Source organism: Saccharopolyspora sp. NPDC045839 (genome assembly GCF_056431645.1).
Genome location: NZ_JBWKKH010000004.1, coordinates 52356 through 77366 on the forward strand (window position 1 = coordinate 52356; position 25011 = coordinate 77366).

Genomic DNA, 25011 nt, shown 5'->3' on the forward strand with positions numbered 1-25011 from the left:
CGCCTGCGGCGCATGCGACACCTCATCGACGTGCGGCGTTGCGGCTCGCGGCTGCGGGTCGACCAGGATGAAAAAGGCTCAATTGAAACTGTGCGTCGGTCGCAGGCGCCGGATCAGGCGCCGAGCTGGGCGCGGAGAGCGCTGGAGCGGGCCGCCCAGCGGTCGAGGAGGTCCGCGGCGGCACCGGAATCGATCGCGTTCGCGACGCGCTCCAAACCGGCGCTGAGCTGGCCGCTGAGATCCGTTCCCGGACCGTCGTAGGCGACGGCCGCGCCGGCCGCGTTGAGCAGCACAGCGTCCCGCACCGGGCCCTTGGCGCCCGCCAGGAGGTCGCGAACCGCCTTCGCGTTGACCACCGCGTCACCGCCCTGCAGGTCCTCCGGGCGGCTGAGGGCGATGCCGAAGTCGCGCGGGTCGAGCCGGTCCTCGCGGACCGTGCCGTCGTGCACCGCCCACACCGTGCTGGTGGCCGTGGTGGTGATCTCGTCCATGCCGTCGTCGCCGCGCACCACCAGCGCGGAATTGCCGCGGGCGGCGAACACCTCGGCCACCACCGGCGCCATCCGCTGGTCGGCGCAGCCGATCAGGCCGGCCGCCGGCCGCCCCGGGTTGGTCAGCGGCCCGAGCACGTTGAACGCCGTCGGGATGCCGATCTCGCGGCGAGGCCCGCCCGCGTACTTGAACGCCGGGTGGAACACCGGCGCGAAGCAGAAGCCGATGCCGACCTCGTCGATGCAGCGCCGCACGCCCTCGGGCACCAGGTCGATGGCGACGCCGAGCTCCTCCAGCACGTCCGCCGTGCCGCACTTCGACGAGGCGGCCCGGTTGCCGTGCTTGACCACGGTGACGCCGGAGGCGGCGAGCACGATCGCGGCCATCGTGGAGATGTTCACGCTGCCGGTGCGGTCGCCGCCGGTGCCGACGATGTCCACCGCGCGCTGCGTGATCTCCAGGGGCCGGGCGTGCGCGAGCATGGCGTCGGCCATGCCGCGGACCTCGGCGGGCGTCTCGCCCTTGGCCCGCAATGCGACCACGAAGGCCGCGATCCGCGCCGGGCTGGCCTCGCCGGACATGATCAGGTCCATCGCCCAGGCGGTGTCCTCCGCGGAGAGATCCTCACCCGCGACGAGGCTGCCCAGCAGTCCCGCCCAGTTTCCCGCCTTGGTTCCCACGTTCTTCACTCCGTCTTCAGCGAGCGGGTCTTCAGCGAGCGGCGGCCCGGGGCCGCGCGCCCCGCAGCGACGATGCCTCCCGCCCGGGTGGCCGCGCCGCTGTGCAAATCATCCCGCAACGCGCGGTCAGGCGGGTACCGGCTTGCCCTGCGAGCGCAGGACCTCCGCGACCGTCTCCGCGGCGGCGAGCGGGTCCAGCGGGTGCACCAGGACCGCGTCGGCCTGGGACCAGGTCGCCAGCCATCGGTCGTCCTTGCGGCGCACCGCGACCACCACCGGCGGGCACTGCTCGATCTCGTTCTTCAGCTGCCGCGACACGCCCATGCCGCCGGTCGGCTGCGCCTCGCCGTCCAGGATCACCAGGTCCACGCGTCCCGCGTCGACCTCGCTGAGCACGTCCGCGACGGTGCCGGCCTCGACGTAGTGCAGCCGCGCGAGATCCGGGGCCGGGCGGCGCCCGATCGCTGTGATGATCGCCTCCCGGACCTCGGGGCGATGGCTGAACACGAGAACGTTCGTGGTCGGTGTGCTCATCACTAGCTCCTCGCTGGTCGGCGCAGGATGGGTCCGTCGGATGCTATCGGCCCGACCGGGGCGAACAGTAGCCGCCCGGGCAAATCGATCAACCGGAAGTCGATCTGCCCGGCCGGTCCGCGGCGGGTTGCAGCGCGTCCCAGCCGAAGGATTCGCCGCCGTGCCGCTGGGCGAGACCGGCCATCCGGGAGCTCTCCTGTGAGCAATGCAACGCATCGAGTTGCTGGACACGGAGCGCGATCAGTGCGGTCAGGCCCGGCGCCGCGTGCTCTTCACCGCGCCCACCAGGGCGAACGGACCAGCCGTCGGCGTCCAGCAGGGCCCCTGCCGACTCGATCGAGTGAGCCGGGAGGGCCAGGTGGTGGCGCAACACCGCAGGTAGTCCGGGGTGCCAGCGGGCCGACCGCGCGAGGACGGCCGAGGCCGCCTCGGTTTCGTCGAACGCGGTCACGACGATCTCCAGGCCGGGGTCGTCGATGCTGATCACGGGCCTGTTCCGGGCGCGGCGGCCCGCTTTGAAGGCCGACCAGCTCGCGCGGATGCCTTTCACGGTGCGTTACCTCCGGGTTGCAATCCGATCACCCTCCGGCGGACGGCCGGACCCGAGGGCGCGAGGGGAAAACGTGCAAGACATAATGCGTCGCGTGACAACGGCAGCGCCCTCAATCAGTCAACGCGTGCATTCGCTGAACCGGCCGAACATGGTCAGCGTAGGCACCATCGTTTGGTTGGCCAGCGAGCTGATGTTCTTCGCTGGGCTCTTCGCCATGTTCTTCACGGTGAAGGCGCAGAACGAGGGCGCGTGGCCACCAGCGCCCACTCACCTGAACCTCCCGTTGGCCCTCCCGTTCACGATCATCCTGGTGGCGTCCTCGTTCACCTGTCAGTGGGGCGTGTTCGCGGCGGAGCGGGGTGACGTCTTCGGCCTCCGCCGGTGGTACGTGATCACCCTGATCATGGGTGCGATCTTCGTCTTCGGGCAGGGCTACGAGTACTCGCAGCTCGTCGAGCACGGGACCACGATCGCGTCCTCGGCCTACGGCACGGTCTTCTACATGACGACCGGCTTCCACGGTCTGCACGTCATCGGTGGGTTGATCGCCTTCGTCTTCCTGATCATCCGGACGAAGCTCAGCAAGTTCACGCCGGCCCAGGCCATCGCGGCCATCGTGGTGTCTTACTACTGGCACTTCGTGGACATCGTGTGGATCGGGCTGTTCGCCGTGATCTACCTCGTCCCCTGATGGATGAAGCAGGGTCCTTGGCCCATGAAGCAAGGTCCCTGTGATCGGCTTCTCGAACGAGGTCGAAACCGAACACCCCGAACCGGACAGCAAGGGTTGCCGCTCTCATGACCACCAACAAGAAACGGAACCGCGCGGGCTCGAAGCTTAAGCGGCGGATCTCCGGTGTACTGGCGCTGGGCATCGCGCTGGTGGGTGCCGGTGGGCTGTACACCGTCGTGACTCCCGAGCCGCAGACCGCGCACGCCGCCGCGGACCCGGCTCTGGTGAGGCAGGGCGAGCAGCTCTACAACAACGCCTGCATCTCCTGCCACGGCTCGAACCTGCAGGGCGTCCAGGACCGCGGCCCGAGCCTGGTCGGCGTCGGCGAGGCCGCCGTGCACTTCCAGGTCGCCTCCGGCCGGATGCCGATGGTCCGCCAGGAAGCGCAGGCGACGCGCAAGCCGCCGAAGTTCAACCCGGAAGAGATCGACGCGCTCGCCGCCTACGTGCAGACCTACGGCGGTGGGCCGGAGTCGCCGAAGCAGACGGGCGAGGCTCTGCAGGGCAGCAACACCGCGCGCGGCGGCGAGCTCTACCGGCTCAACTGCGCGTCCTGCCACAACTTCACCGGGCGCGGCATCGCGATGTCCTCCGGCAAGTTCGCGCCGAACCTCCACGAGGCCACCGAGCGCGAGATCTACGAGGCGATGCTCACCGGCCCGCAGAACATGCCGAAGTTCTCGGACCGGCAGCTCACGCCGGAGGAGAAGCAGGACATCATCGGCTACATCAAGTCGGTCACCGACGGAAACAACAACCCGGGTGGCAACGACCTGGGCGGCTACGGGCCAGGGCCGGAAGGCGTCATCGCCTGGGTGGTCGGGCTCGGCGCGCTGATCGGCCTCACCCTGTGGATCGGAGCCAGGGCATGAGTGAGCAGAAGAAGGAATACACAGAGGCCGAACTGGCCGAGATGAGCCGCGACGAGAAGGTCCGGCTGGGCTTGGCGCTCGACGACGTCGAGCTCGTCGAGTACCGGGACAACTTCCCCGTCCAGGGGACCCGGGCCGAGCGCCGCGCGGAGCGCGCGGTCGCCGCCTGGTTCACCCTCGCCGGGCTGTCGGCGCTGGCGTTCATCGCGGTCTTCGTGTTCTGGCCGTGGAGCTACCAGCCGCCGTCGGACGAGCGCGCGCACTTCATCTACTCGCTGTACAACCCGCTGATCGGTTTCTTCTTCGGCCTGTCGATCCTGGCCGTCGGCATCGGCGTCGTGCAGTACCAGAAGAAGTTCATCCCGCACGAGGTCGCCGTCCAGCAGCGGCACGACGGTCACGGCTCCGACGAGGTCGACCGGCAGACCACCGCCGCGCTGCTCGCCGACTCGGGCGTCCGCAGCGGCATCTCCCGCCGGTCGATGATCCGCCGCACCGCGGGCTTCGGCGCCGGTGCGTTCGGCGTCGGCGCGGGCGTGTTCGCGATCGGCGGCCTGGTCCGCAACCCGTGGGCGACCGAGGGCCCGGAGTCGCTGCAGCACACCGAGTGGCTGTCGGAGAACGGCGAGAAGACCTACCTGCGCCGCAACACCGGCAACCCGCACGAGATCTCCCTGCTGCGGCCGGAGGACATCGACGCGGGTGGCTTCGAGACCGTCTTCCCGTTCCGCGAGTCCATGCGGCACGACGAGCACGAGCTCGAGGCCTCGATGAAGAAGGGCGACGCGCCGGTCATGCTGATCCGGCTTCGCCCCGGCAGCCAGCCGGTCAAGCGCAAGGGGCAGGAAGACTTCAACTACGGCGACTACTACGCCTACTCGAAGATCTGCACCCACGTCGGCTGCCCGACCTCGCTGTTCGAGCAGCAGACCGGGCGCCTGCTCTGCCCGTGCCACCAGTCGCAGTTCGACGTGGTCAACACCTACGCCAAACCGGTGTTCGGTCCGGCCACCCGGGCACTGCCCCAGCTGCCGATCGCGGTGGACGAAGAGGGCTATTTCGTGGCCAAGGGCGACTTCATCGAACCGGTCGGCCCGGCATACTGGGAGCGTAACGCATGAGTTCGATCACTCGACCGACGAAGTCGGAGAGCGCTGCGTACCGCAAGGTGGCCACGGCGGCCGACGAGCTCGACTCGCGGTTCCAGCTGGCCAAGGGCATGCGGCGGCAGCTCAACAAGGTCTTCCCCACGCACTGGTCGTTCCTGCTCGGGGAGATCGCGCTCTACACGTTCATCATCCTGATCGTGACGGGCGTCTACCTGACGCTGTTCTTCGACCCCTCCATGGAGGAGGTCGTCTACAACGGCGTCTACCAGAACCTCCAGGGCGTCCCGATGTCGCGGGCGATGGAGACGACGCTGAACATCTCGTTCGAGGTGCGCGGCGGCCTGTTCATCCGCCAGCTGCACCACTGGGCGGCGCTGCTGTTCGTCGCGGCGATGGCGGCGCACATGTTCCGGGTGTTCTTCACCGGTGCGTTCCGCCGCCCGCGCGAGAGCAACTGGACCATCGGTGCCCTGCTGTTCATGCTGGGCATGTTCGAGGGCTTCTTCGGCTACTCGCTGCCGGACGACCTGCTCTCCGGCACCGGTATCCGGGCGACCCTTTCCGGCATCGTGCTGTCGATCCCGGTGCTCGGCACCTGGATCCACTGGGCGCTGTTCGGCGGTGAGTTCCCGGGCACGGAGATCATCCCGCGGTTGTACGTGCTGCACGTGCTGGTGATCCCGGGCGTCATGCTCGGCCTGGTCGCGGTGCACCTGGCGCTGGTCTGGTACCAGAAGCACACCCAGTTCCCCGGCGTGCGGCGCAAGGAGAACAACGTCGTCGGCGTCCGGATCATGCCGACCTTCGCGCTCAAGGGCGGTGCGTTCTTCGCGCTGGTCACCGGCGTCTGCGCGATCCTGGCCGGCGTCTTCCAGATCAACCCGGTCTGGAACATCGGCCCGTACAACGCCTCGCAGGTGTCGGCGGCCTCGCAGCCCGACTGGTACCTGATCTGGGCGGACGGCATCCTGCGGATCTGGCCCGCGTGGGAGCTCTACCTCGGGCCGTACACGGTTCCGCCGGTGTTCTTCGCTGGTGTCATCGGCATGGGCATCCTGTTCACGCTGCTGATGGCCTACCCGATGATCGAGCGCAAGCTCAGCAAGGACAACGCGCACCACAACCTGCTCCAGCGGCCGCGTGACGCGCCGGTCCGCACCAGCCTCGGCATGATGGCGCTGACGCTGTTCGGCGTGCTGATGATCTCGGGTGCGAACGACATCGTCGCGTTCCAGTTCAACATCTCGCTGAACGCGATGACCTGGGCCGGCCGCATCGGCCTGCTGGTGCTCCCGCCGCTGGCGTACTACATCACCTACCGGGTCTGCCTGGGCTTGCAGCACAGCGACCGCGAGGTGCTGGACCACGGCGTCGAGACGGGCATCATCAAGCGCCTGCCGCACGGCGAGTTCATCGAGGTCCACCAGCCGCTGGGCCCGGTGGACGACCACGGTCACCCGGAGGCGCTGCCCTACCAGGGCGCTCCGGTGCCGAAGAAGATGAACAAGCTCGGCGCGGCCGGCCACCCGGTGAAGGGCAGCCTGCTCAGCCCGGACCCGTCCGAGGAGACCGCAGCGCTGGAGCGCGCTCGGCACGACGACGTGGCCCGCGACGCGGAGCGCGAGCTGACGGCCGGCAAGCCGCAGCAGCCCACCGAGTAAGGCGAGTACGAGCGAGGCCCGGTACCCGAGAGGGTGCCGGGCCTCGTCGTTTCCGGGGGCGCGGCGGGCTAGAGGCGACTACGTTCTCCGGCGTGGCAACGATCAAGGATCCAGAAATCCGCGCCTTCCTCGAAGCGGGCACCCGCACCGGCAAGCTCGGCTTCACCGCCGGCGATGGGCGACCGCTGGTCGCACCGGTGTGGTTCGTGCTGGACGGCGACGAGGTGGTGTTCAACACCGGCAAGGACACCGCGAAGGGCCGTGCGATCGCCCGCGATCCCCGGCTCGTGCTGTGCGTCGACCTGCCCGAGCCGCCTTACGCCTTCGTGCAGGTGCAGGGCGTCGCGGTGACGTCAGAGGAGCCCGGCGAGCTGCTGCGGACGGCGACCGAGATCGGCGGCCGCTACATGGGGCGGGACCGGGCGGAGGAGTTCGGCCGCCGCAACGGGGTGCCCGGCGAGCTGGTGGTCCGCATCCGGCCGACGAAGGTGATCGCCGCCCTGGACATGACCGGGTGAGGCGGAAGTCGCAGTAGGCCACGCATGCAGCCGGAAACGTTCAGTCGATGGCGGCGTAGGGGGTCCGGCCGGTGGTGGCCTTCTCCAGCCAGGTGCGCCAGGAGCCGGCGGCACCGGCCGGTTCGGCCCACGGGATGCTGCAGCGGACCATGCGGGTGCCCCCGGTGGTCAGCCAGCGGTAGACGACGCGAGCCTCGTCGGCGGTCGTGCCGTGCAGCGGCCCGGCGCCGGGGATGACGGTCTCCGCCGATGCCTGCAGCAGGTCCACGATCGGCATCGGCGGGACGCCGCGCCGCGCGTTGCCCGCGGCCGCGAGCCGCCCGTGCCGGATCACCGACAGGTGCCAGCCGCCGCGGCCGTCCGGCCGGGCCGCCACGAGCTCGGGTACGCCGGTCAGGGCGGCCAGCCGCTGCCCGCGGTCCAACGACCGCACGAGCGCGGCCAGCTGGTCGCGGTGCACGGCGGCGTCTTCGAAGCGCTGTGCCTCGGACAGCCGGTCGAGCTCGCCCCGCAGCTGCTCCAGCAGATCGGAGCTGCGGCCGCGGATGACGTCCTGGATGGAGATGACCGCGGGCTCGTACTCGGCGGCGCTCTGCCGCCCCGCGCAAGGCGCTCCGCAGCGCCCCAGCTCGTACAGGGCGCACGGGCGGCCGCTGGGGTCGCGCGCCGAGATGCGTTCAGTGCACCGGCGCACCGGCACGGCGGATTGCAGCGCCTCGACGGCGGCGGCCGCCGCCTGGCGGGAGCCGAACGGCCCCAGCGCATCGGGTTTCGGGACGCGCACCACCGACAGGCGGGGGAACGGTTCGTCGGTCAGCACCACCCACCAGGCCCGCTGCGGGAACTTCGACCGCCGGTTGTAGCGGGGCTGATGCGCGGCCAGCAGCCGCAGCTCCCGCACCTCGGCCTCCAGCGGGTGAGCGCACTCCACGTGATCGACCCGCTCGGAGATCAGCACCATCTCCTTGACGCGGCTGCGCCGCTCTCCGGCGGTGAAGTACTGCCGGACCCGCCGCCGCAGGTCGGTCGCCGTGCCCACGTAGAGCACCTCGTCCTTCGGCCCGCGGAAGAGGTAGACGCCCGGCGAGTTCGGCAGCCCGTCGGCGAGGCCGCGCTTTCGCCGCTGCTGCGGCGCGACGTCGGGCAGATGACCGAGCAGGTCCTCCAGCGTTCGCACCCCGAGCGGGCCCACTCGCTCCAGCAGGGCGTGCAGCACGTCCACGGTGGCGCGCGCGTCGTCCAGCGCGCGGTGCACCGGAACGGTGCGGGCGTTGAGCACCCGGGCGAGGGTGCCGAGCTTGTGGTTGGGCGTCTCGTCCCTGGTCAGCACCCGGCGGGACAGCCGCACGGTGTCCACCACCTGCGGCTTGGGCCACCGCAGCCCGAGCCGCTCGCAGTTGGCGCGGAGGAACCCGATGTCGAACGGCGCGTTGTGGGCCACCAGCACGCTGCCGCTGCTGAACTCGAGGAAGGCGGGCAGCACCGTGTCGAAGCGGGGCGCTTCGACCACCATCGCCTCGGTGATGCCGGTGATCGACACTACTGCGGGCGGGATGCCGCGCTCCGGGTTGACCAGCGTGGCGAACTCGCCGAGCACTTCGCCGCCGCGGACCTTGACGGCGCCGATCTCGGTCACCGCGTCCTCGTTGCGGTCACCGCCGGTGGTCTCCAGGTCGACGACGACGAAAGTCACCTCGTGCAGCGGGACTTCCTCGGCGGTGAGCAGCTCGTCGAAGGACAGTTGCGGGTGCGCGGACATCGGCGATCACGTTACGTCCCGCTACCGACAGGCCCGGTGGATGCGGGGTTCTGGGACCTGGGCCATTAGCCTGTGGGGGTGGTACCGCCGAAGCCAGGGGCAACCGACGCCCCAACGCCCGACGAGTCTGCTGTGGACAGTGCACAGCAGGCCGGCGGTGGCCCGCCCGTCGACTGGGACGCGCTGCCCGGTCCGCTGCGCCTGCGGCTGGCGGAACTCGCGGCCTGCTCGCTGGGCGAGATGCGCGCGTCGGACGTGCCGGCCCAGCTCCGCCCGGTGGTCCGCTTCGCGCCGGCCAAGCGGGCCAAGCTCGGCCAGCCGGCGCTGATCGCGGCGCTGCGCGACTCCGGGGTGTTCCGCACCGCGGTCGTGGACTGGTGCGGCAACCACCGCCCGGAGGCGCTCGCCCTGGACGCCCCCGATCCGGTCGTGGTCGCCGCGGCCGCCGTGCTGCTCGGCTCGCCGATCGCGCCGCACTACGTGGAACTGATCGCGTTCCGCGCGGAGCAGGGCCAACTGCGCGGCGAGCGCGACTCCGCGACGGCGCGGGTCGAGCGGCTGACCGCCGACGTCGAGCGCCTGCGCGGAGAGCTCGCCGAGGCCAAGCACGCTGCCGAGCGCGTAGGCGACGAGAACAGCTCGGAGGCGGATCGGCTGCGCAAGCGCCTGCGCGAGCAGGGCGTGCGGCTCAAGGAAGCCAAGGACGCCGCGGAGCACGCGCGCGGCGAGCTGGAGAAGATCCGTGCGGAGCACGAGGCGGAGATCGAGGAGATCGCCGCGGAGCGCGACCGCGAGCGGACGCGAGCGCAGGACGAGCGGCGGCGCGCGGAGCGCGCGAGCTCCGAGGTCGAGGTGGCGCGGCAGTCCGCCCGAGAAGCCCGTCAGGGCGACGAGGTGCGGTTGGCGCTGCTGCTGGAGACGCTGGAGGGCGCCGTAGGCGGCCTGAGGCGCGAGCTGGGGGCGAGCGGGAGCGGGCCTCGGCCCGCGGACGTCGTGCAGCGCGTCAGGGCGCATTCCGGCGCGACCGGTGAGGTGCCGGACGTCGCCGCGCTGGACCGGTTGCTGGCGCTGCCCGCCGTGCACCTGATCGTCGACGGCTACAACGTGACCAAGACCGGGTACCCGGAGTTGCCGCTGTCCGATCAGCGGGACCGGTTGGCGCACCAGCTCGCCGCGTTGTCGGCGCGGACCGGCGCCGAGGTCACCGTCGTCTTCGACGGCGCCGACGTGCTGGCGGTGCCGACCGCCGGCCCGCGCGGGGTCCGGGTGCTGTTCAGCGAGCCCGGAGTGCAGGCCGACGACGTGATCCGGGACCTCGTTTCCGCCGAGCCGAAGGGGCGGCAGGTGGTGGTCGCGACCTCGGACCGGGCCGTGGTCACCTCGGTCCGCCGGCGCGGCGCCTACGCCGTTTCGTCCGCGATGTTGCTGGCCCGGCTCAACCGCGTCTAGCAGCTTGCCGACGCAATCGACCGCCTGGCGATTCGCGGGCACGTGGCCGATGTCATACCCGATCACCAGCGTGTCGTGCGTCTCTCGATCGAGTGGGTTCGAATACAACAATTCCAGGTGACCGGCCTGCATGATCCGTCACCGTGAGCGCATGACTCTCGTCCGTTAGAGGTCTTGTGCACGAAGGCACAAATTTTTGGACCCACTTCTGGACCTTGCGGCTCACCTTTCGTAACCTACTCGGGACCTCGTGGCGATCAGTTGCCCAGACCGGGCGGCCCGCGGGGCACCGTTGAACCGGCTTGTCGGGGAGTCGGGCCGTGTCGGGCAGGGGGCAACCGACCGGTAAGCGGGCGAAGCAGAAGGAGCAGTGCGCGACGTGGAGTCGCACCGACTTAAGCGCTCTTTGCGAGGTGCCCTGGCCGCAACCGCGGTCGCAGCCGTCGTTGGCATGACCTCCGGGCCGGCGCTCGCAGACCCACAACTCCCGAACAACGCGTCGGACGCGGCGAAGCAGGTGCAGGAACTCCAGCACCAGGCCGAGCAGCTCACCGAAGAAGCGAAGAAGGCCGAAGACGACCACGACGCCAAGAAGGCGGAGCTGGATCGGGCGAACCAGGAGGCCGGCCAGGCCGAGCAGGTCGCCAACCAGGCCCGCGCCGAGGAAGAGCGGTTCCGCGGCCAGGTCGACCAGCTCACCCACGCGTCCTACCAGGGTGCCCGGCTGAACAAGCTGTCGGCGCTGCTGGTGAGCGAGACCCCGGAAGACTTCCTCAACCGCGCGTCCGCGCTGGACGCGCTGGCCAAGGACAACAACGACGCGGTCAAGGCGCTGTCCACGGCCCGGCAGCAGGCGGAGACCGCCGAGCGCGCCGCGCAGGACGCCCGCAACCGCGCCGTGCAGGCCGAGGCCGATGCCGCGCGCATCGCCGGCGAGCTGGACCAGAAGACCAAGGCGATGAACGACCAGATCGCCAAGGCCAGGCAGCGCTACAACCAGCTCAGCGGTGCGGACCAAGCCTCGCTGAGGTCCGACGGCGACACCGGTGTCGGTTCGATCGCCGGTGCCGGTGCGGCGGTCCAGGCGGTCAACGCCGCGCTGGGCAAGCAGGGCTCCGACTACGTGTGGGGCGCCAAGGGGCCGTCGGACTTCGACTGCTCCGGGCTGACCTACTGGGCCTACAAGCAGGCCGGCGTGACCATCGGCGGCTCGACCAAGACCCAGGTCACCCAGGGCCGCAGCGTGTCGGCCGGCGACCTCAAGCCGGGCGACCTGATCTTCTACTACAGCCCGGTCAGCCACGTCTCCATGTACATCGGCAACGGCAAGGCGGTGCACGCCCCGACCGAGGGCGACGTCGTCAAGGTGACCGACTACAAGAAGATCGGTCCGGTGACGGCGATCCGTCGCGTCGCGGGCTGAGCTGACGTTCCGCATTCGGGGCCGGCGCCACCAGGTGCCGGCCCCGAAAGCATGTCGGGGGACCCCGGCGGGTCGCCGATGTGATCGGGAATACCATGCGCCCCGTGCATGCACCGGGGGTGTTTCGGGCGTGGCTGGCGGTAGTCGCCGCCGGCGCCGTGCTGGCCGGGGTTTCCACGATTCCGCTGCCGTTGCCGGACCTTCCGCGCACCGCGCCGGTGCGCGCCGGCTTCGCCGTGCCGGCGACGCCGGACGCGGCGGTGCGGGACCTGCTGGAGCGGCGGGCCGCCGCAGTCCGGGCCGGTGACGAGGCGGCGTTCGCGACCACAGTGGACCCCCAGTCGCCGCCGGACTTCCAGCGGCGCCAGCACGAGCTCTTCCGCAACCTCACGACGATCCCGGCGACCGAGTGGACCTACGAGCTCGACGGCGCGGCCGGTGACCGGCCGCCGGTGCCCGCGGCGGACGAGACCTGGGCCCCGCGGGTGGTGCTGCGCTACGCGCTGACCGATGTGGACGGTGCGCCGACCCGGCGGACGCTCGGCTACGTGTTCGCCCGGCGCGGCGCTTCCTGGTACCTCGCGGACGATGCCGGCGCCTGGCGGGGCCCGTGGGACTTCGGGCTCTGCCACGTGCGCCGCACCGCCACCGGCATGGTCATCGGCCACGACCCGGAACCGGTGGAGCGGGTCTCCCGGCTGCTGGACGCCGCCGTGGCGGACGTGACGGAGGTCTGGGGGCCGGACTGGCCCCGGCGCGTGGGCGTGCTGGTCCCGGCGTCCCAGGAGGAGCTGCGTTCGCTGGTGGGGCCGGAGTTCGCGGTGGACGGCATCGCGGCCGTCGCGGTGGCCGACCGGGTGGACACCGACGCTCGCCGGGCGGAGGGCCAGCGGGTGGTGCTCAATCCCAAGGCGGCCGACCGGCTCTCGGACCAGGCCCTGCGCGTGGTGCTGCGGCACGAGATCACCCACGTCGCGGCCCGCGCGGACACGGTGTCCGACGCTCCGATGTGGATGCTGGAGGGCTTCGCCGACTACGTCGGCTACCGCGACAGCGGGGTGGCGCCGAAGGACATCGCCCCGGACCTCATCCGCAGGCTCCACGAGGCCGGGCCGCCGGCGAGGCTGCCCGACGACCGCGAGTTCCACCAGGCCGGACGTCGCCTGGAGCTGGCCTACCAGCAGTCCTGGTCGGTGGTGAGCCACCTCGCCGACCGGCTCGGCGAGCGACGCCTGGTGGACCTCTACCGCCGCGTGGCGGCCACCGGCTCACCGGCCGAAGTGGACGATGCCCTGCGCGAGGCGACGGGCCTCACCCGGGCCCGGCTGGTGGCCGACTGGCGAGCCGACCTCCGTCACACCTTCGGTTGATCTCCGGGGGCTAGCCGAGGTTGGTCAAGGTGTCGTCGGCGATCCGGAGTACGACGACGGAGCACTCGCATAGCCGGGCCAGGAGCGCCGAGGGCCGCCGATTTCGCGGGAAATCGGCGGCCCTCGGCGCTGCAACGAGCCTGCTACGAGTAGATCGCCTCGATGGTGGCCGCGTGGTTCTCGGCGACCTTGTTCCGCTTGAGCTTCATGCTCGGCGTCAGCTCGCCGGTGGCCTCGGTGAAGTCCTCCGGCAGGATCCGGAACTGCTTGATCTGCTCCGCCCGCGACACCGCCTTGTTGGCGTTGTCGACGGCCTTCTGCACCTCGGCGCGCAGGTCCGGGTCGTCGACCAGCTCGGTCGCCGGGGTGTTCTCCGGCCGGGAGTTGTTCGCCAGCCAGGACGGCAGGAACTCCGGGTCGAGGGTGATCAGCGCGCCGATGAACGGCTTCTGGTCGCCGACCACCATGCACTGGCTGATCAGCGGGTGCGCCCGCAGCGCGTCCTCGAGCATCGCCGGGGCGACGTTCTTGCCGCCCGCGGTGACGATGATCTCCTTCTTCCGGCCGGTGATCTTCAGGAAGCCCTTGTCGTCCAGCGAACCGAGGTCGCCGGTGTGGAACCAGCCGTCCTCGAGGGACTCCTTGGTGGCGGTCGGGTTGTTCCAGTACTCCTTGAACACCACGTCGCCCTTGATCAGCACCTCGCCGTCCTCGGCGATGCGCACCGACGTGCCCGCCACCGGCTTTCCGACGGTGCCGACCTTGAACGCGCTCTCCACGTTCACCGCGGCCGCGGCGGTCGTCTCGGTGAGCCCGTAGCCCTCCAGCACCGGCACGCCGACGCCGCGGAAGAAGTGCGCGAGCCGCTCGCCCAGCGGCGCGCCGCCGGATACCGCCGCGATGCAGCGACCGCCGAGGGCCGCCCGGAGCTTGCCGTACACGAGCTTGTCGAACAGCGCGTGCTTGAGCTTCAGCCCCAGGCCCGCGCCGCCCTCCTCCTGGGCGCGGCTGAACGCGACCGCGGTGTCCTCGGCGACGTCGAAGATCCGGCCCTTGCCGCTGCCGTGGGCCTTCTGCTTGGCGGTGTTGTAGACCTTCTCGAACACCCGCGGCACCGCCAGCACGAACGTCGGCCGGAACGAGCCGAGGTCGGTGACGAGGTCCTTGATGTCGCTGGTGTGGCCGAGGGTGACCCTGCCGTACACGCACATCACGGTGATCGCGCGGGCCAGCACGTGCGCCATCGGCAGGAACATCAGCATCGAGCTGCCGGGCCGGGTCAGCTGCGGGAAGGCCTCGATGTCCGCACGCACCTCGGCGAGCATGTTGCGGTGCGTGAGCACGCAGCCCTTGGGACGGCCGGTGGTGCCCGACGTGTAGATCAGCGTCGCGACGTCCTCGGCACGCACCGCGCGGCGGCGCAGGTGCACGTCGCGGTCCTCGACCTCCGCGCCGAGCGCGGTCAGCTCGTCTATCGCGCCGGCGGCTCCGCCGCTGGTCGGGCCGTCGATCTGCCAGACGTGGGAGACCTCGGAGAGCCGGCCCACGACCTTGTCCACTTCGGCGCGGTGCGCCTCGCTCTCCACGATCACGGCCTTGGCCGCGGAGTCGGTGAGGATCCACTCGACCTGGTCGGCCGCGGACGTCTCGTAGATCGGCACCGTGACGCAGCCGGCCGTCCAGATCGCGAAGTCCAGCAGGCTCCACTCGTACCGGGTCCGCGACATCAGGCCGACGCGGTCACCGGGCTCCAGGCCTGCGGCGACCAGGCCCTTGGCCACGGTCAGCACCTGCGCGGCGAAGTCGGCGGCGGTGACGTCGACCCAGGTGCCGTCCACCCGGCGCCGGAAGCTCACCGTGCTCCCGAAGCGCTCCGCGTTGGCCCACACCATGTCGGTGAGGTTCTCGTCCTCGGCCACAGTCGTTGTGGCGGGTGCGCTGAACTCTCGCACGTCGAAACCTCCGAAAACACACCAGTCAGCAGTGGGGCACAACCTAACGCTGATAGTTACTGAGCGGTAGTCCCCGTTGCGCGCCCGCTCCAGCCAACACAGCGTAGTTGCCCCGGTGATCGGCATGGTGCCGCCGGTCGGCGGCTTGTGCCGCCCGAACGGTGCAGGTCGGCACCGGGTGCTCCCAAAGCGGCCCTCGAACGGATTAGGTTCGGGGGGAGGAGTTGTCGGCGGAGGGGAGTTGGACTTGCGCGTCCACGTCGTTTCGGACGTCCACGGCAACGTCGAGGACCTCAAGCGGGCCGGGGACGGCGCCGACGCGCTGGTGGTGCTCGGTGACCTGATCGACTTCGTCGACTACCACGACCACGGCAAGGGCATCCTCGGGCGGGTGTTCGGCCCGGAGAAGGTGGCCCGGTTCGCCGAGCTGCGGCGCAGCCAGCGCGGCCCGGAGTTCGGCGCCTACGTGCGCTCGCTGTGGGCCGGGCTGACCGATCCGGCGGCGGTGGTCGAGGAAGCCGTGCGCGAGCAGTACGCCGAGCTGTTCGCGGCGCTGACCGCGCCCACCTACGCCACCCCGGGCAACGTCGACGCGCCGCACCTGTGGCCGGAGTTCGTCCGCGACGGCATCCGGGTGCTCGACGGCGAGAGCGCCGAAATCGGCGGCCTGACCTTCGGTTTCGTCGGCGGCACCGTGCTGCCGGCGGGTGCGACGCTGCGCCGCCACGCCGCCTGGGTGCCGTACCTGCGGCCCGAGGACGAGTACGACGCGGCCGTCGCGGCGCTGCCCGAAGTGGACGTGCTGTGCACCCACCTGCCGCCCGCGGTGGCGGAGCTGACCTACGACGTGGTGGCGCGGCGGCCGGAGAGCGGCTCGGCCGCGCTGGTCCGGCGGATCGCCGCCGACCGGCCGCGGTGGTCGCTGTTCGGGCACGTGCACCAGCCGCTGGCGCGGCGCATGCGGATCGGGCGCACCGAGTGCGTCAACGTCGGGCATTTCCAGCGCACCGGGCGGCCCTACGTGCTCCGCTGGTGAAGGTGAGCAAAAACCCTGCTCCTCCACGCCGCTGCCGCTGCCCGCACCCGGTAACCTGCGGCGCATGGTCGATCAGTCCACCCAGTCCATCGTGATCGAGGCGCCGGCCGCGCAGATCATGGCAGCCATCGCGGATTTCGGCGCCTACCCGGAGTGGGCGGAAGCGGTGAAGGAGACCGAGGTGCTCTCGCAGACCTCGGGCGGTGACGCGGAGCGGGTGCGCTTCGTGCTGGACGCCGGAGTGGTCAAGGACACCTACGTCAACGTCTACGACTGGGCGGGCGACGGGCTGTCGGTGAGCTGGAACCTCGTCGAGGGCCAGGTGCAGAAGGCGCAGCGCGGCAGCTACCGGCTCAACCCGCTGTCCGGCGACCGCACCGAGGTGACCTACAGCCTGGCGGTGGACCTGGCGATCCCGATGATCGGCCTGTTCAAGCGGAAGGCCGAGAAGATGATCATGGATACGGCGCTGAAGGAGCTCAAGCGCCGCGTCGAAGGCGCGAAGTAAGCAAGCATCCGTTGCGAATCCTGCTGTTCACCGGAAAAGGCGGGGTGGGCAAGACCACCCTCGCCGCCGCCACCGCCGCCCGCGTCGCCGGGCATGGCGGCAAGGTGCTCGTCGTCTCCACCGACCCGGCGCACTCGCTGGGCGATGCGCTCGACGTCGGACTTGCCGCAGCACCGCGCGAGGTGCGGCTGGACGGTTCCCACGCGGTGCTGCACGCTGCCGAGGTGCAGACTCGCGGGCTGGTCGACGGCGCCTGGCGCGAGCTGCGCGAACACCTGCGGACGATGCTGCAGGGAGCCGGTGTCGACGAGGTCGACGCGGAAGAGCTCACGGTGCTGCCCGGCGTGGAGGACCTGCTCGCGCTGTCCGAGGTGCACCGGCTAGCGGTGAGCGGGCCGTGGGACACCGTGATCGTCGACTGCGGGCCGACCGCCGAAACGCTGCGCCTGCTCGCGCTGCCCGAATCGCTCGCCGGCTACCTGGAGCGGCTGTTCCCGGCGCACCGCCGGGCTGTGCGCGGCTTGCTCGCCGGCATCGCCGGTAGCGAGCAGGTGGAGCGCTGGGATTCCGTCGCTGACGGGCTGGGGCGGCTCGCGGAGCGGCTCGCGGATCTCAAGGACATGCTCGGCGACGCCGGAACCAGTGTCCGGCTGGTGCTCACCCCGGAGACGGTGGTGGCCGCAGAAACCCGCCGGACGCTGACCGCTCTCGCGCTCCAGCAGATCCGGGTGGACGGCCTGGTGGCCAACCGCGTGGTGCCGCACCCTGGATCGGCGCGCGGCGCCGCGGCGGGCTGGTTGCGCACCCGCCGCCACGAGCAGGAGAAGGTGCTCGACACGTTGCGGGCGGCGACGGATCTGCCGCTGCGCGTGGTCGAGCACCGCGCCGCCGAACCGGTCGGCGCGGGAGAACTGCTGGCGCTCGGCGACGAGCTCTACGCCGACGCCGATCCGCTGGAGAACCCGCCGAACCAGCCGTCCATGCAGGTCACCGGCGGTGGGCGCACGCTGGACGCGGAGTATTCCCTGCGGATCGCGCTGCCGCTGCACCCGGCGGCCGAGCTGGACCTGGCGCGGATCGGTGACGAGCTGGCGATCACCGTCGACGGCCGCCGGAGGCTGATCGCCCTGCCCGCGGTGCTCCAGCGGTGCGCCGTGACCTCGGCGGTCGCCGGCGACGACGGGCTGACGGTGCGGTTCCGGCCCGACCCAGAGTTGTGGATGCGGTGAGACCGGTGGACGAGATGCGCGACGAATCCCGGCACGACCAGCTCCTCGACGAGCTCCGGCAGCTGCTCGACGTGATCGCGGGCAAGGCGGAGGACTACCTGAGCAGCTGCGACCAGAGCGCCGAGCCCGGCAGCGGAACGGGCTGCGGCTGGTGCCCGCTGTGCGCGGCGGTGGCGCTGCTGCGCGGTCGCCGCCCGGAGCTCAACGACCAGCTCCTCGGGATCGTCCAGTTGCTGCGGCAGATGCTGTCCGATCAGCGTCCGGCCGAAGCGCCCGAGGAGTCCGAAGAGGACGTTCCGGCGCCGTCGAAGGTGCGGCGGATCGCGGTGCGGCGGGTCGCCGGCCCGGTCCTGGCGGACGGCGAGGCCGCGTCGAGGTGCTGACCATCGGAGTGGACGTCGGCGGGACCAGCGTGCGGGCCGGCGTGGTGGATCAGCACGGCGAGATCCTGGAAACCCACCGCGTGCCGACGCCGGCCACCGGACCCGAGCTGAACGCGGCGATCGCGGACACGGTTCGCGCGCTCGCCGACCGGTACCCGGTCGCCGGGGTCGGCCTGGCCGTCGCCGGCTTCGTCAGCGAGGACCGCAGGGTGGTGCGCTTCGCGCCGCACCTGGCCTGGCGGCACGTCGCGGTCGCCGACGAGCTCGCCGAACGGCTCGGGTTGCCGGTCGTCCTGGAGCACGACGCGAACGCCGCGGCCGTCGCGGAGCAGCGCTTCGGCGCGGCCGCTGGTGCGCGGGTGGCCGCGCTGGTGGCCATCGGCACCGGCATCGGCGGGGCGTTGGTGATCGGCGGCGAGGTGTTCCGCGGGGCCTACGGCGTCGCCCCGGAACTGGGGCACCTGCGGGTCGTCCCGGACGGCAGGCCGTGCTCCTGCGGCAAACGAGGCTGCTGGGAGCGGTATTGCAGCGGCACCGCACTGGCGGCCACCGCGGTGGAGCTCCGCCGGGAGGCGGGGGAACCGGTGCTGGTCGAGCCGACCGGCGTCGACGTCGCGCACGCGGCGGAGGCGGGCGACCCGCTAGCCCTCCGCGCGGTCGCGGACCTGGCCCGCTGGCTCGGCGAAGGCCTGGCGCTCGTCGCGGACGTCTACGACCCGGAGGTCGTGGTGATCGCGGGCGGGGTCTCCGACTCGGCGCGCCTGTTCCTCGACGCCGCCCGAGAGCACTACGCCCGGGCGGTCACGGGAGCCGGCCACCGCCCGCTGGCGCGGATCGCGGTGGCCCACTACGGGGATTCGGCGGCCATGATCGGCTCGGCGGCCCTGGCCCGAGAACACGTCCTCACCGAAGCCCCACACCTGACCTGACGCAATTTCAATGGAAATCGAAGGTCCGATTTCCATTGAAATTGCGGAAGTTGTCCACAGGTTCCGGTGTGTCGGGCTCCGACACACCGGAGGTCCGCAGTTTCAATTGAAACTGCGGACGCCTCAGACCTGGGCGCCGTCGTCGTTGCCGGTGTTCGGCGGCGGGCCCTGCCGCAGCCTCAGCAGGAGCCAGCCGATGCCCGCGCTGATCAGCACCAGGCCCAGCGGCATCGAGAGCGAGCTCGACATCCCGGCGAGGCCGGGCACCAGCAGGACCAGCACCCCGACCGCGATCACCGCGATCCCGAGCAGCGTCGTCGGTCGCGGCGTGGGCAGCGGCGGCGGCTCCGGCGGGACGAAGTGCTCTTCCTCCTCCTCGGAGTCCGGCGCCCAGTCCCGCGGCCCCGCGTCGCGCGCGGCCTTCGGCTCGACCTCGGCGACGTCGGCGACCGCGCTCGCGGTGCCTGCGGTGTCGGTGGTCTCCCCGGGGGCGTCCTCGGGCCACCGCGCGAACGTCGAGTCCCGCTCCAGATCGGCGACGATCTCGGCGAATGCGGCGTCGATGTCCTCCGGCCCGTCGGGGTTGTCGCGGCGCGTGTTCATACGACTTCCTCGGCCCGTTCGCTGTGGATGCGTTGCAGGAATTCGGCGCTGCCGCTGAAGATCGCGGGCGCGTCGTGGTCCAGCGTCGCCACGTGGAAGCTGTCGGCCAGCACGACCTCCGCGAGATCGCTGCTGGCGACCCCGTCCAGCACGAGCGCGGAGTTGACCGGCTCCACGATGTGGTCGACGGCCGACCGGAACAGCAGCAGCGGCTGGCGCACCCGGCCGAGGTCGGCGCGCACGAGGCCCCAGAACTCCTGCAGGCTGGCCATCGCGCGCAGCGGCAACCGCTGGTAGGCGAGCTCGAACCCGCCGGGTTTCGCGATGTCGCCGGGGATCCCGCCGATCGCGGGCCACACCCGGCTCAGCAGCGGCAGCAGCCGGGCGCCCCTGCGCAGCGTCGTCACCGACGGGTTGACCAGCACGATCCCGGCGATGTCGGGATGCTGCTCGGCCAGCCGCAAGGTGAGCGTGCCGCCCATGGACTGGCCGAACACGAACACCGACCGGCAGCGCCCGCGCAGTTCGGCGAGCTCGGCCTCAGCCGCGGCGTACCAGTCCCGCCAGCTCGTCCGGTTCAGGTCCGGCCACCGGGTGCCGTGGCCGGGAAGCAGCGGGCAGCGGACCGTGAACCCCTCCGCCGCCAGGTGCTCGCCCCAGGCGCGCATGCTCTGCGGGGTGCTGGTGAACCCGTGGCAGAGCAGCACGCCGATGTCCTCCGATCCGTTGTGCGTGAACGGTTCGGCACCGGGGAGCACGGGCACCGCGGCCTCCCAACAGCATCGGCGAGCCAGTACCTCTTCATCGTCGCATGCGCGGCCGACATGTGGGGCGGATTGGCGGCGCCGTCGTGATCGTTCCGGGGAGAGCGCGAGATCGCCACATCGAGCCCGCATTGTGCCCGATGTCGCGGCTCCGTAGGCTGAGCAGGGAAGTCGGCGGGGCAAGGAGGCGGCAGCGCGGTGTTGTACTGGGTGATGAAGCACTTCTTGCTCGGGCCCTTGATGAAGCTGTTCTGCCGTCCGAAGGTCGAAGGTGTCGAGCACGTGCCGGCCACCGGCGGCGCGATCCTGGTCAGCAACCACCTAGCGGTCGCCGACTCGTTCTTCATGCCGCTGATGATGCCGCGCCGGGTGACGTTCCTGGCCAAGCGCGAGTACTTCACGGGCAAGGGCGTCAAGGGCAAGTTCAAGAAGTACTTCTTCTCCGGCGTCGGGCAGGTGCCGATCGACCGCTCCAGCGGCGCCGCCGCGCAGGCCGCGCTGGACACCGGCGTCCGCCTGCTGCGCGAGGGCAAGCTGCTGGGCGTCTACCCGGAGGGCACCCGGTCGCCGGACGGCCGGCTGTACAAGGGCAAGACCGGGGTCGCGCGGATGGCGCTGGAGTCGAAGGCGCCGGTGATCCCGATCGCGATGTTCGGCACCGACCGGGTCAACCCCATCGGGTCGAAGATGTGGTACCCGCACAAGGTCGTGGTGAAGGTCGGGCCGCCGCTGGACTTCTCCCGTTACGAGGGCATGGCGGGCGACCGGTTCGTGGAGCGGTCCATCACCGACGAGATCATGTACGCCCTGATGGAGCTCTCCGGTCAGGAGTACGTCGACGTCTACGCCGCCAAGGTGAAGGACGACCTCGCCGCGCAGGGCAAGCACGTCGCGGGCTGGAAGGAGCCGAAGCCCGCCGAGCGGCTCCCGGAGTCCAAGGCCGGCTGACGGCCCGCATACGCTGCTGGAACGGCGGGCACCTACCCTTGCCCGGTGCGGTACTTCTACGACTGCGAGTTCATTGAGGACGGACACACCATCGAGCTGGTGTCGATCGGGATGGTCGACGAGTCCGGCCGCGAGTTCTACGCGGTGTCCACCGAGTTCGACGCGTCTCGGGCCGGTGCCTGGGTGCGGCAGCACGTGCTGCCGCAATTGCCGCCGCCCGCCGATCCGTGCTGGCGCTCCCGCGCCCGGATCCGCGAAGACCTGTACTCCTTCCTGACCGCCCGCAACGGGAACGTCGAGCTGTGGGCCTGGTACGCCGCCTACGACCACGTGGCGCTGGCGCAGCTGTGGGGCGCGATGCCGATGCTGCCGTCGCGGATCCCGAAGTTCACCCGCGACCTGCGGCAGCGCTGGGAGGACGTCGGCAAGCCCAAGCTGCCGTCCGCGCCGGACAACGCCCACGACGCCCTGGCCGACGCCAAGCACAACCTCGAGCGCTGGAAGGTGATCGAGGAGGTCCGCCGCAAGCGCGGCTTCGTCTGGTAACTGACTCGCGGACCTCGCACGTTCCCAGCTCCGCCGTCGCGACCGGTAACTTCCCGGATACTTGCTGCAACGATCCAGTTCGTGCCACGCTGTGGCCAGGGGGAGATGCAGATCACGTCCTTTCTGGGCTGAATTCGAGGAGGCGGCGAAAAGCGATGCCGGCTGGAATGCGTGTCGGAGTGCTCACCGGTGGCGGCGACTGCCCCGGGCTCAACGCGGTGCTCCGCGCGGTGACCCGCAAGGGGATCTCGGTGCACCAGCACGAGATCCTGGGGTTCCGCAGCGGGTGGCTGGGCCCGGTGGAGGGCCTGACCATGCCGCTGACCCTCGACAAGGTGGAGGAGATCCTCAACCGGGGCGGCACCATCCTGGGCTCGTCGCGCACCAACCCGTACAAGGTCGACGACGGGATCGCCCGGCTCAAGGCGACCCTGGAGGAGAACCGGGTGGACGCGCTGATCGCGATCGGCGGCGAGGACACCCTCGGCGTCGCCGAGCAGCTCACCCACGACGGCGTGCCGGTGGTCGGCGTGCCCAAGACGATCGACAACGACCTCGACGCCACCGACTACACGTTCGGCTTCGACACGGCGGTGCACATCGCCACGGAGGCCATCGACCGGCTGCGCACCACGGCGGAGTCGCACCACCGGGCGCTGGTGGTCGAGGTGATGGGCCGGCATGCCGGGTGGATCGCGCTGCACTCCGGGCTGGCGGGTGGCGCGAACGTCATCCTCGTGCCGGAGCAGCCGTTCAGCGTCGAGAAGGTCTGCGCCTGGGTGGAGCAGCGCTTCGAGCGCCAGTACGCGCCGATCATCGTGGTTGCCGAGGGAGCGGTCCCGGAGGGCGGCAAGGAACTGCTGCTGACCGGCGAGAAGGACGCCTTCGGCCACGTCCGGCTGGGCGGTGTCGGCACCTGGCTGGCGGAGGAGATCGCGGCGCGGACGGGCAAGGAGTCGCGCGCGGTGGTCCTCGGCCACGTGCAGCGCGGAGGCATGCCGACGGCCTACGACCGGGTGCTGGCGACCCGCTTCGGCCTGCACGCGATCGACGCGATCACGGAAGGCGACTACGGAAAGATGGTGGCGCTGCGCGGCACGGACATCGTGCGGGTGCCCCTGAGCGAAGCGACGGCATCCCTGAAGACGGTGCCCCTGGAGCGCTACGCGGAAGCCGAAGTCCTCTTCGGCTGAAGCCCGGCGAAGGGGCGTCGCCCAGCATGGCGGCGCCCCTTCGTCCATGAGGTGCTCGAGAGTTCTTCCCCTGGCTGTGCGCGATCCTCGCCCGAGTCGGCACTCGTGTATTCCACTGTGGACACCCTGGTTCCGGCGTACCGGTATCCCGCCGATATCTGGCGCGAAGGCGTGCGCGTCGACCGGTCCGTCGGTGCCGTGCGCTGGAGGTGTTCCAGCATGTGGACGCACTCGTTCCACCGGTTAGGCTAACCCCTCGCTCGCGCCTGCGGGCACGATCCAAGAACTTTCGGAGGGGTGCAGCCGTGTCCACGCAGCCGGTCGCCGAGCGGGAGCCCGTGCTCATTCGCTCGGCTCGGGACGTCACCGAACTGGTCAACTCGGGTGCGGCGCGGGGCAGCCACGCGAAGATGATCGTGCTGCTGGCCCTCGGCGGGATCTTCCTGGACGCCTACGACCTCACTTCGCTGGCCTACGGCATCACCGACATCAAGCAGCAGTTCGGGCTCTCCCCGGCCGGGGCCGGCGCCGTCACCGCCTCCATCAGCGTCGGCGCGATCTTCGGCGCGTGGCTCGGCGGCCTGCTGGTGGACCGGCTCGGCCGCTACCGCGTGTTCATGGCCGACATGCTGTTCTTCGTGGTCTCCGCGCTCGGCTGCGCACTCGCGCCGAACATGGAGGTCCTGATCTTCTTCCGGTTCCTGATGGGCTTCGGCGTCGGCATGGACATCCCGGTCGCGATGGCCTTCCTGGCCGAGTTCTCCCGGCTGAAGGGCAAGGGCAGCAAGGGCTCCCGCACCGCGGCGTGGTCGCCCGCCTGGTACGTGGCCACCAGCGGTTGCTACCTGGTGATCATGGCGCTGTACTTCGCGCTGCCCGACGAGCACCACGGCCTGCTGTGGCGGTTCACCGTCGGCTTCGGCGCGGTGCCCGCGCTGGTGATCCTGCTGGTGCGCAACAAGTACATGAACGAGTCGCCGTCCTGGGCGGCCAACCAGGGCGACCTGGAGCGGGCCGCGAAGATCCTGCGCAAGTCCTACGGCGTCAACGCCGTGGTGGCGCCGGACGCGGAGGTGGTGAAGCCCCAGGCCGAGCGCCGCGGGCTGCGGGACTTCGCGCGGCTGTTCCACCGCCGCTACCGCGCCCGGACGTTCCAGGCGCTGGCCATCGGCCTCGCCCAGACCTTCGGCTACAACGCGGTCGCCTACGGGCTGCCGATCATCATCGCGAGCATCCTCGCCCAGGGCGCGCTGAACACGATCACCGCCTCGCTGGTGCTCAACCTGGTCTTCGCGGTCACCGGTGGCCTGCTCGGCATCCGGCTGGCCAACACGGCGGGGGCCTGGAAGATGACGTTCATCGGGTTCGGCGTGCAGCTGGCGTCGATGGTGGTGCTGGCGCTGATCGGCAAGCCGTCGGCGACCGCGTACGTGCTGTTCGCGATCTTCGCGCTGGGCGCGTTCATGTTCGCGCAGGCCTCCGGGCCGGGCGCGCACTTCATGAGCTTCGCGTCCCTGAGCTACCCGACGACGATGCGCGGGACCGGGATCGGCTTCAACCAGGGCACCCTGCGCGTCGGCTCCACGCTGGCGCTGTTCTTCTTCCCGGTGCTCAGCGCGGCGCTGGGCAGCGGCGTGTTCTGGGTGATCGCGCTCGCCCCGCTGATGGGCCTGGTGGCGCTGCTGGCCAAGCGCTGGGAGCCGGTGGGCTACGACGCCGACGCGGTCGAGACCGAGTGGCAGCCGGAAAAGGCCGCTGCGAGCTGAG

24 protein-coding genes are annotated in these 25011 nt (G+C 70.9%); 17 read left to right on the top strand and 7 right to left on the bottom strand.

The features are described from left to right. Nucleotides 1-113: 113 nt before the first annotated feature. The 3 genes from trpD to AC07EQ_RS07585 all read right to left on the bottom strand — a co-directional run bounded on the left by trpD (nt 114) and on the right by AC07EQ_RS07585 (nt 2193). Complete coding sequence (gene trpD / locus AC07EQ_RS07575) at nt 114-1172, bottom strand: anthranilate phosphoribosyltransferase (protein WP_478387449.1); 1059 nt, start codon at nt 1170-1172, stop codon at nt 114-116. Between the two features lie 126 nt (nt 1173-1298). Continuing rightward, nucleotides 1299-1706 carry a response regulator gene (locus AC07EQ_RS07580; protein WP_132482761.1) on the bottom strand — a complete coding sequence of 136 codons (408 nt, stop codon included), beginning with the start codon at nt 1704-1706 and terminating at the stop codon, nt 1299-1301. Between the two features lie 88 nt (nt 1707-1794). Continuing rightward, nucleotides 1795-2193, bottom strand: a complete 399-nt coding sequence (locus AC07EQ_RS07585; protein WP_478387170.1) for a hypothetical protein — start codon at nt 2191-2193, stop codon at nt 1795-1797. A 148-nt stretch (nt 2194-2341) separates the two neighbouring features. On the opposite strand from AC07EQ_RS07585, the gene ctaE reads away from it, so the two are divergent. The 5 genes from ctaE to AC07EQ_RS07610 all read left to right on the top strand — a co-directional run bounded on the left by ctaE (nt 2342) and on the right by AC07EQ_RS07610 (nt 7152). Next, nucleotides 2342-2950, top strand: coding sequence for an aa3-type cytochrome oxidase subunit III (gene ctaE, locus AC07EQ_RS07590; protein ID WP_478387450.1), 609 nt, complete (start codon nt 2342-2344; stop codon nt 2948-2950). 107 nt (nt 2951-3057) lie between these two features. Next, complete coding sequence (gene qcrC, locus AC07EQ_RS07595; RefSeq protein WP_478387172.1) at nt 3058-3864, top strand: cytochrome bc1 complex diheme cytochrome c subunit; 807 nt, start codon at nt 3058-3060, stop codon at nt 3862-3864. Further along, nucleotides 3861-4985: a cytochrome bc1 complex Rieske iron-sulfur subunit gene (gene qcrA / locus AC07EQ_RS07600; protein WP_358570382.1), complete on the top strand. Its 1125-nt coding sequence runs from the start codon at nt 3861-3863 to the stop codon at nt 4983-4985. The genes qcrC and qcrA overlap by 4 nt, the downstream gene beginning before the upstream one ends. Then, nucleotides 4982-6634, top strand: a complete 1653-nt coding sequence (gene qcrB, locus AC07EQ_RS07605) for a cytochrome bc1 complex cytochrome b subunit (RefSeq protein ID WP_478387174.1) — start codon at nt 4982-4984, stop codon at nt 6632-6634. The genes qcrA and qcrB overlap by 4 nt, the downstream gene beginning before the upstream one ends. A gap of 92 nt (nt 6635-6726) precedes the next feature. After that, nucleotides 6727-7152, top strand: a complete 426-nt coding sequence (locus AC07EQ_RS07610) for a PPOX class F420-dependent oxidoreductase (protein WP_478387176.1) — start codon at nt 6727-6729, stop codon at nt 7150-7152. A 40-nt stretch (nt 7153-7192) separates the two neighbouring features. Here the strand turns inward: AC07EQ_RS07610 and AC07EQ_RS07615 are convergent, their stop codons facing one another. After that, nucleotides 7193-8911 (bottom strand): DEDD exonuclease domain-containing protein, encoded by a 1719-nt coding sequence (locus AC07EQ_RS07615; RefSeq protein WP_478387178.1) that lies wholly within the window; start codon nt 8909-8911, stop codon nt 7193-7195. 132 nt (nt 8912-9043) lie between these two features. Between AC07EQ_RS07615 and AC07EQ_RS07620 the strand changes: the two genes are divergently transcribed. From AC07EQ_RS07620 to AC07EQ_RS07630, 3 genes are all read left to right on the top strand, one after another. Further along, nucleotides 9044-10360, top strand: a complete 1317-nt coding sequence (locus AC07EQ_RS07620; protein ID WP_478387180.1) for an NYN domain-containing protein — start codon at nt 9044-9046, stop codon at nt 10358-10360. Nucleotides 10361-10811: 451 nt separating this feature from the next. Continuing rightward, on the top strand, nt 10812-11783 hold the full coding sequence (locus AC07EQ_RS07625) for a C40 family peptidase (protein ID WP_478387182.1): 972 nt from the start codon (nt 10812-10814) through the stop codon (nt 11781-11783). A 95-nt stretch (nt 11784-11878) separates the two neighbouring features. After that, a complete protein-coding gene (locus tag AC07EQ_RS07630) occupies nt 11879-13153 on the top strand; it encodes a basic secretory protein-like protein (protein WP_478387184.1) in 1275 nt (424 codons plus the stop codon). Nucleotides 13154-13296: 143 nt separating this feature from the next. Here the strand turns inward: AC07EQ_RS07630 and AC07EQ_RS07635 are convergent, their stop codons facing one another. After that, nucleotides 13297-15105 (bottom strand): AMP-dependent synthetase/ligase, encoded by a 1809-nt coding sequence (locus tag AC07EQ_RS07635; RefSeq protein ID WP_478387186.1) that lies wholly within the window; start codon nt 15103-15105, stop codon nt 13297-13299. A gap of 247 nt (nt 15106-15352) precedes the next feature. Between AC07EQ_RS07635 and AC07EQ_RS07640 the strand changes: the two genes are divergently transcribed. The 5 genes from AC07EQ_RS07640 to AC07EQ_RS07660 all read left to right on the top strand — a co-directional run bounded on the left by AC07EQ_RS07640 (nt 15353) and on the right by AC07EQ_RS07660 (nt 19190). Further along, nucleotides 15353-16141, top strand: a complete 789-nt coding sequence (locus AC07EQ_RS07640) for a metallophosphoesterase family protein (protein ID WP_358570577.1) — start codon at nt 15353-15355, stop codon at nt 16139-16141. Between the two features lie 64 nt (nt 16142-16205). Next, complete coding sequence (locus tag AC07EQ_RS07645) at nt 16206-16649, top strand: SRPBCC family protein (protein WP_132482786.1); 444 nt, start codon at nt 16206-16208, stop codon at nt 16647-16649. Between the two features lie 11 nt (nt 16650-16660). Continuing rightward, nucleotides 16661-17878: an ArsA family ATPase gene (locus AC07EQ_RS07650; RefSeq protein WP_478387189.1), complete on the top strand. Its 1218-nt coding sequence runs from the start codon at nt 16661-16663 to the stop codon at nt 17876-17878. Nucleotides 17879-17892: 14 nt separating this feature from the next. Next, nucleotides 17893-18261 (top strand): hypothetical protein, encoded by a 369-nt coding sequence (locus tag AC07EQ_RS07655; RefSeq protein WP_478387451.1) that lies wholly within the window; start codon nt 17893-17895, stop codon nt 18259-18261. Then, nucleotides 18255-19190 (top strand): ROK family protein, encoded by a 936-nt coding sequence (locus AC07EQ_RS07660; protein WP_478387191.1) that lies wholly within the window; start codon nt 18255-18257, stop codon nt 19188-19190. The genes AC07EQ_RS07655 and AC07EQ_RS07660 overlap by 7 nt, the downstream gene beginning before the upstream one ends. A 123-nt stretch (nt 19191-19313) precedes the next feature. Here AC07EQ_RS07660 and AC07EQ_RS07665 read toward each other — a convergent pair whose 3' ends face one another. Together AC07EQ_RS07665 and AC07EQ_RS07670 are read right to left on the bottom strand one after the other, a co-directional pair. Further along, nucleotides 19314-19793, bottom strand: a complete 480-nt coding sequence (locus AC07EQ_RS07665) for a DUF308 domain-containing protein (protein ID WP_478387193.1) — start codon at nt 19791-19793, stop codon at nt 19314-19316. Beyond that, complete coding sequence (locus tag AC07EQ_RS07670) at nt 19790-20557, bottom strand: alpha/beta hydrolase (RefSeq protein WP_478387195.1); 768 nt, start codon at nt 20555-20557, stop codon at nt 19790-19792. Before AC07EQ_RS07670 ends, AC07EQ_RS07665 begins: the two co-directional genes overlap by 4 nt. A 198-nt stretch (nt 20558-20755) precedes the next feature. Here AC07EQ_RS07670 and AC07EQ_RS07675 point away from each other — a divergent pair, with 198 nt between their 5' ends. The 4 genes from AC07EQ_RS07675 to AC07EQ_RS07690 all read left to right on the top strand — a co-directional run bounded on the left by AC07EQ_RS07675 (nt 20756) and on the right by AC07EQ_RS07690 (nt 25010). Beyond that, nucleotides 20756-21505 (top strand): lysophospholipid acyltransferase family protein, encoded by a 750-nt coding sequence (locus tag AC07EQ_RS07675; RefSeq protein ID WP_478387197.1) that lies wholly within the window; start codon nt 20756-20758, stop codon nt 21503-21505. 45 nt (nt 21506-21550) lie between these two features. Then, nucleotides 21551-22051, top strand: coding sequence for a polyadenylate-specific 3'-exoribonuclease AS (locus AC07EQ_RS07680; RefSeq protein ID WP_132482799.1), 501 nt, complete (start codon nt 21551-21553; stop codon nt 22049-22051). 167 nt (nt 22052-22218) lie between these two features. After that, nucleotides 22219-23244, top strand: a complete 1026-nt coding sequence (locus AC07EQ_RS07685; protein ID WP_478387452.1) for a 6-phosphofructokinase — start codon at nt 22219-22221, stop codon at nt 23242-23244. Nucleotides 23245-23549: 305 nt separating this feature from the next. Continuing rightward, nucleotides 23550-25010 (top strand): MFS transporter, encoded by a 1461-nt coding sequence (locus AC07EQ_RS07690; RefSeq protein WP_478387200.1) that lies wholly within the window; start codon nt 23550-23552, stop codon nt 25008-25010. The last annotated feature ends 1 nt before the right edge of the window (nt 25011 follow it).

Coding starts and splice junctions, on each gene's coding strand:
- AC07EQ_RS07685 (WP_478387452.1), top strand. CDS start 22,219: ATGCGTGTCGGAGTGCTCACCGGTGGCGGCGACTGCCCCGGGCTCAAC.
- AC07EQ_RS07615 (WP_478387178.1), bottom strand. CDS start 8,911: ATGTCCGCGCACCCGCAACTGTCCTTCGACGAGCTGCTCACCGCCGAG.
- qcrB (WP_478387174.1), top strand. CDS start 4,982: ATGAGTTCGATCACTCGACCGACGAAGTCGGAGAGCGCTGCGTACCGC.
- AC07EQ_RS07625 (WP_478387182.1), top strand. CDS start 10,812: ATGACCTCCGGGCCGGCGCTCGCAGACCCACAACTCCCGAACAACGCG.
- AC07EQ_RS07645 (WP_132482786.1), top strand. CDS start 16,206: ATGGTCGATCAGTCCACCCAGTCCATCGTGATCGAGGCGCCGGCCGCG.
- AC07EQ_RS07580 (WP_132482761.1), bottom strand. CDS start 1,706: ATGAGCACACCGACCACGAACGTTCTCGTGTTCAGCCATCGCCCCGAG.
- AC07EQ_RS07630 (WP_478387184.1), top strand. CDS start 11,879: ATGCGCCCCGTGCATGCACCGGGGGTGTTTCGGGCGTGGCTGGCGGTA.
- AC07EQ_RS07665 (WP_478387193.1), bottom strand. CDS start 19,793: ATGAACACGCGCCGCGACAACCCCGACGGGCCGGAGGACATCGACGCC.
- AC07EQ_RS07655 (WP_478387451.1), top strand. CDS start 17,893: ATGCGCGACGAATCCCGGCACGACCAGCTCCTCGACGAGCTCCGGCAG.
- ctaE (WP_478387450.1), top strand. CDS start 2,342: ATGCGTCGCGTGACAACGGCAGCGCCCTCAATCAGTCAACGCGTGCAT.
- qcrC (WP_478387172.1), top strand. CDS start 3,058: ATGACCACCAACAAGAAACGGAACCGCGCGGGCTCGAAGCTTAAGCGG.
- qcrA (WP_358570382.1), top strand. CDS start 3,861: ATGAGTGAGCAGAAGAAGGAATACACAGAGGCCGAACTGGCCGAGATG.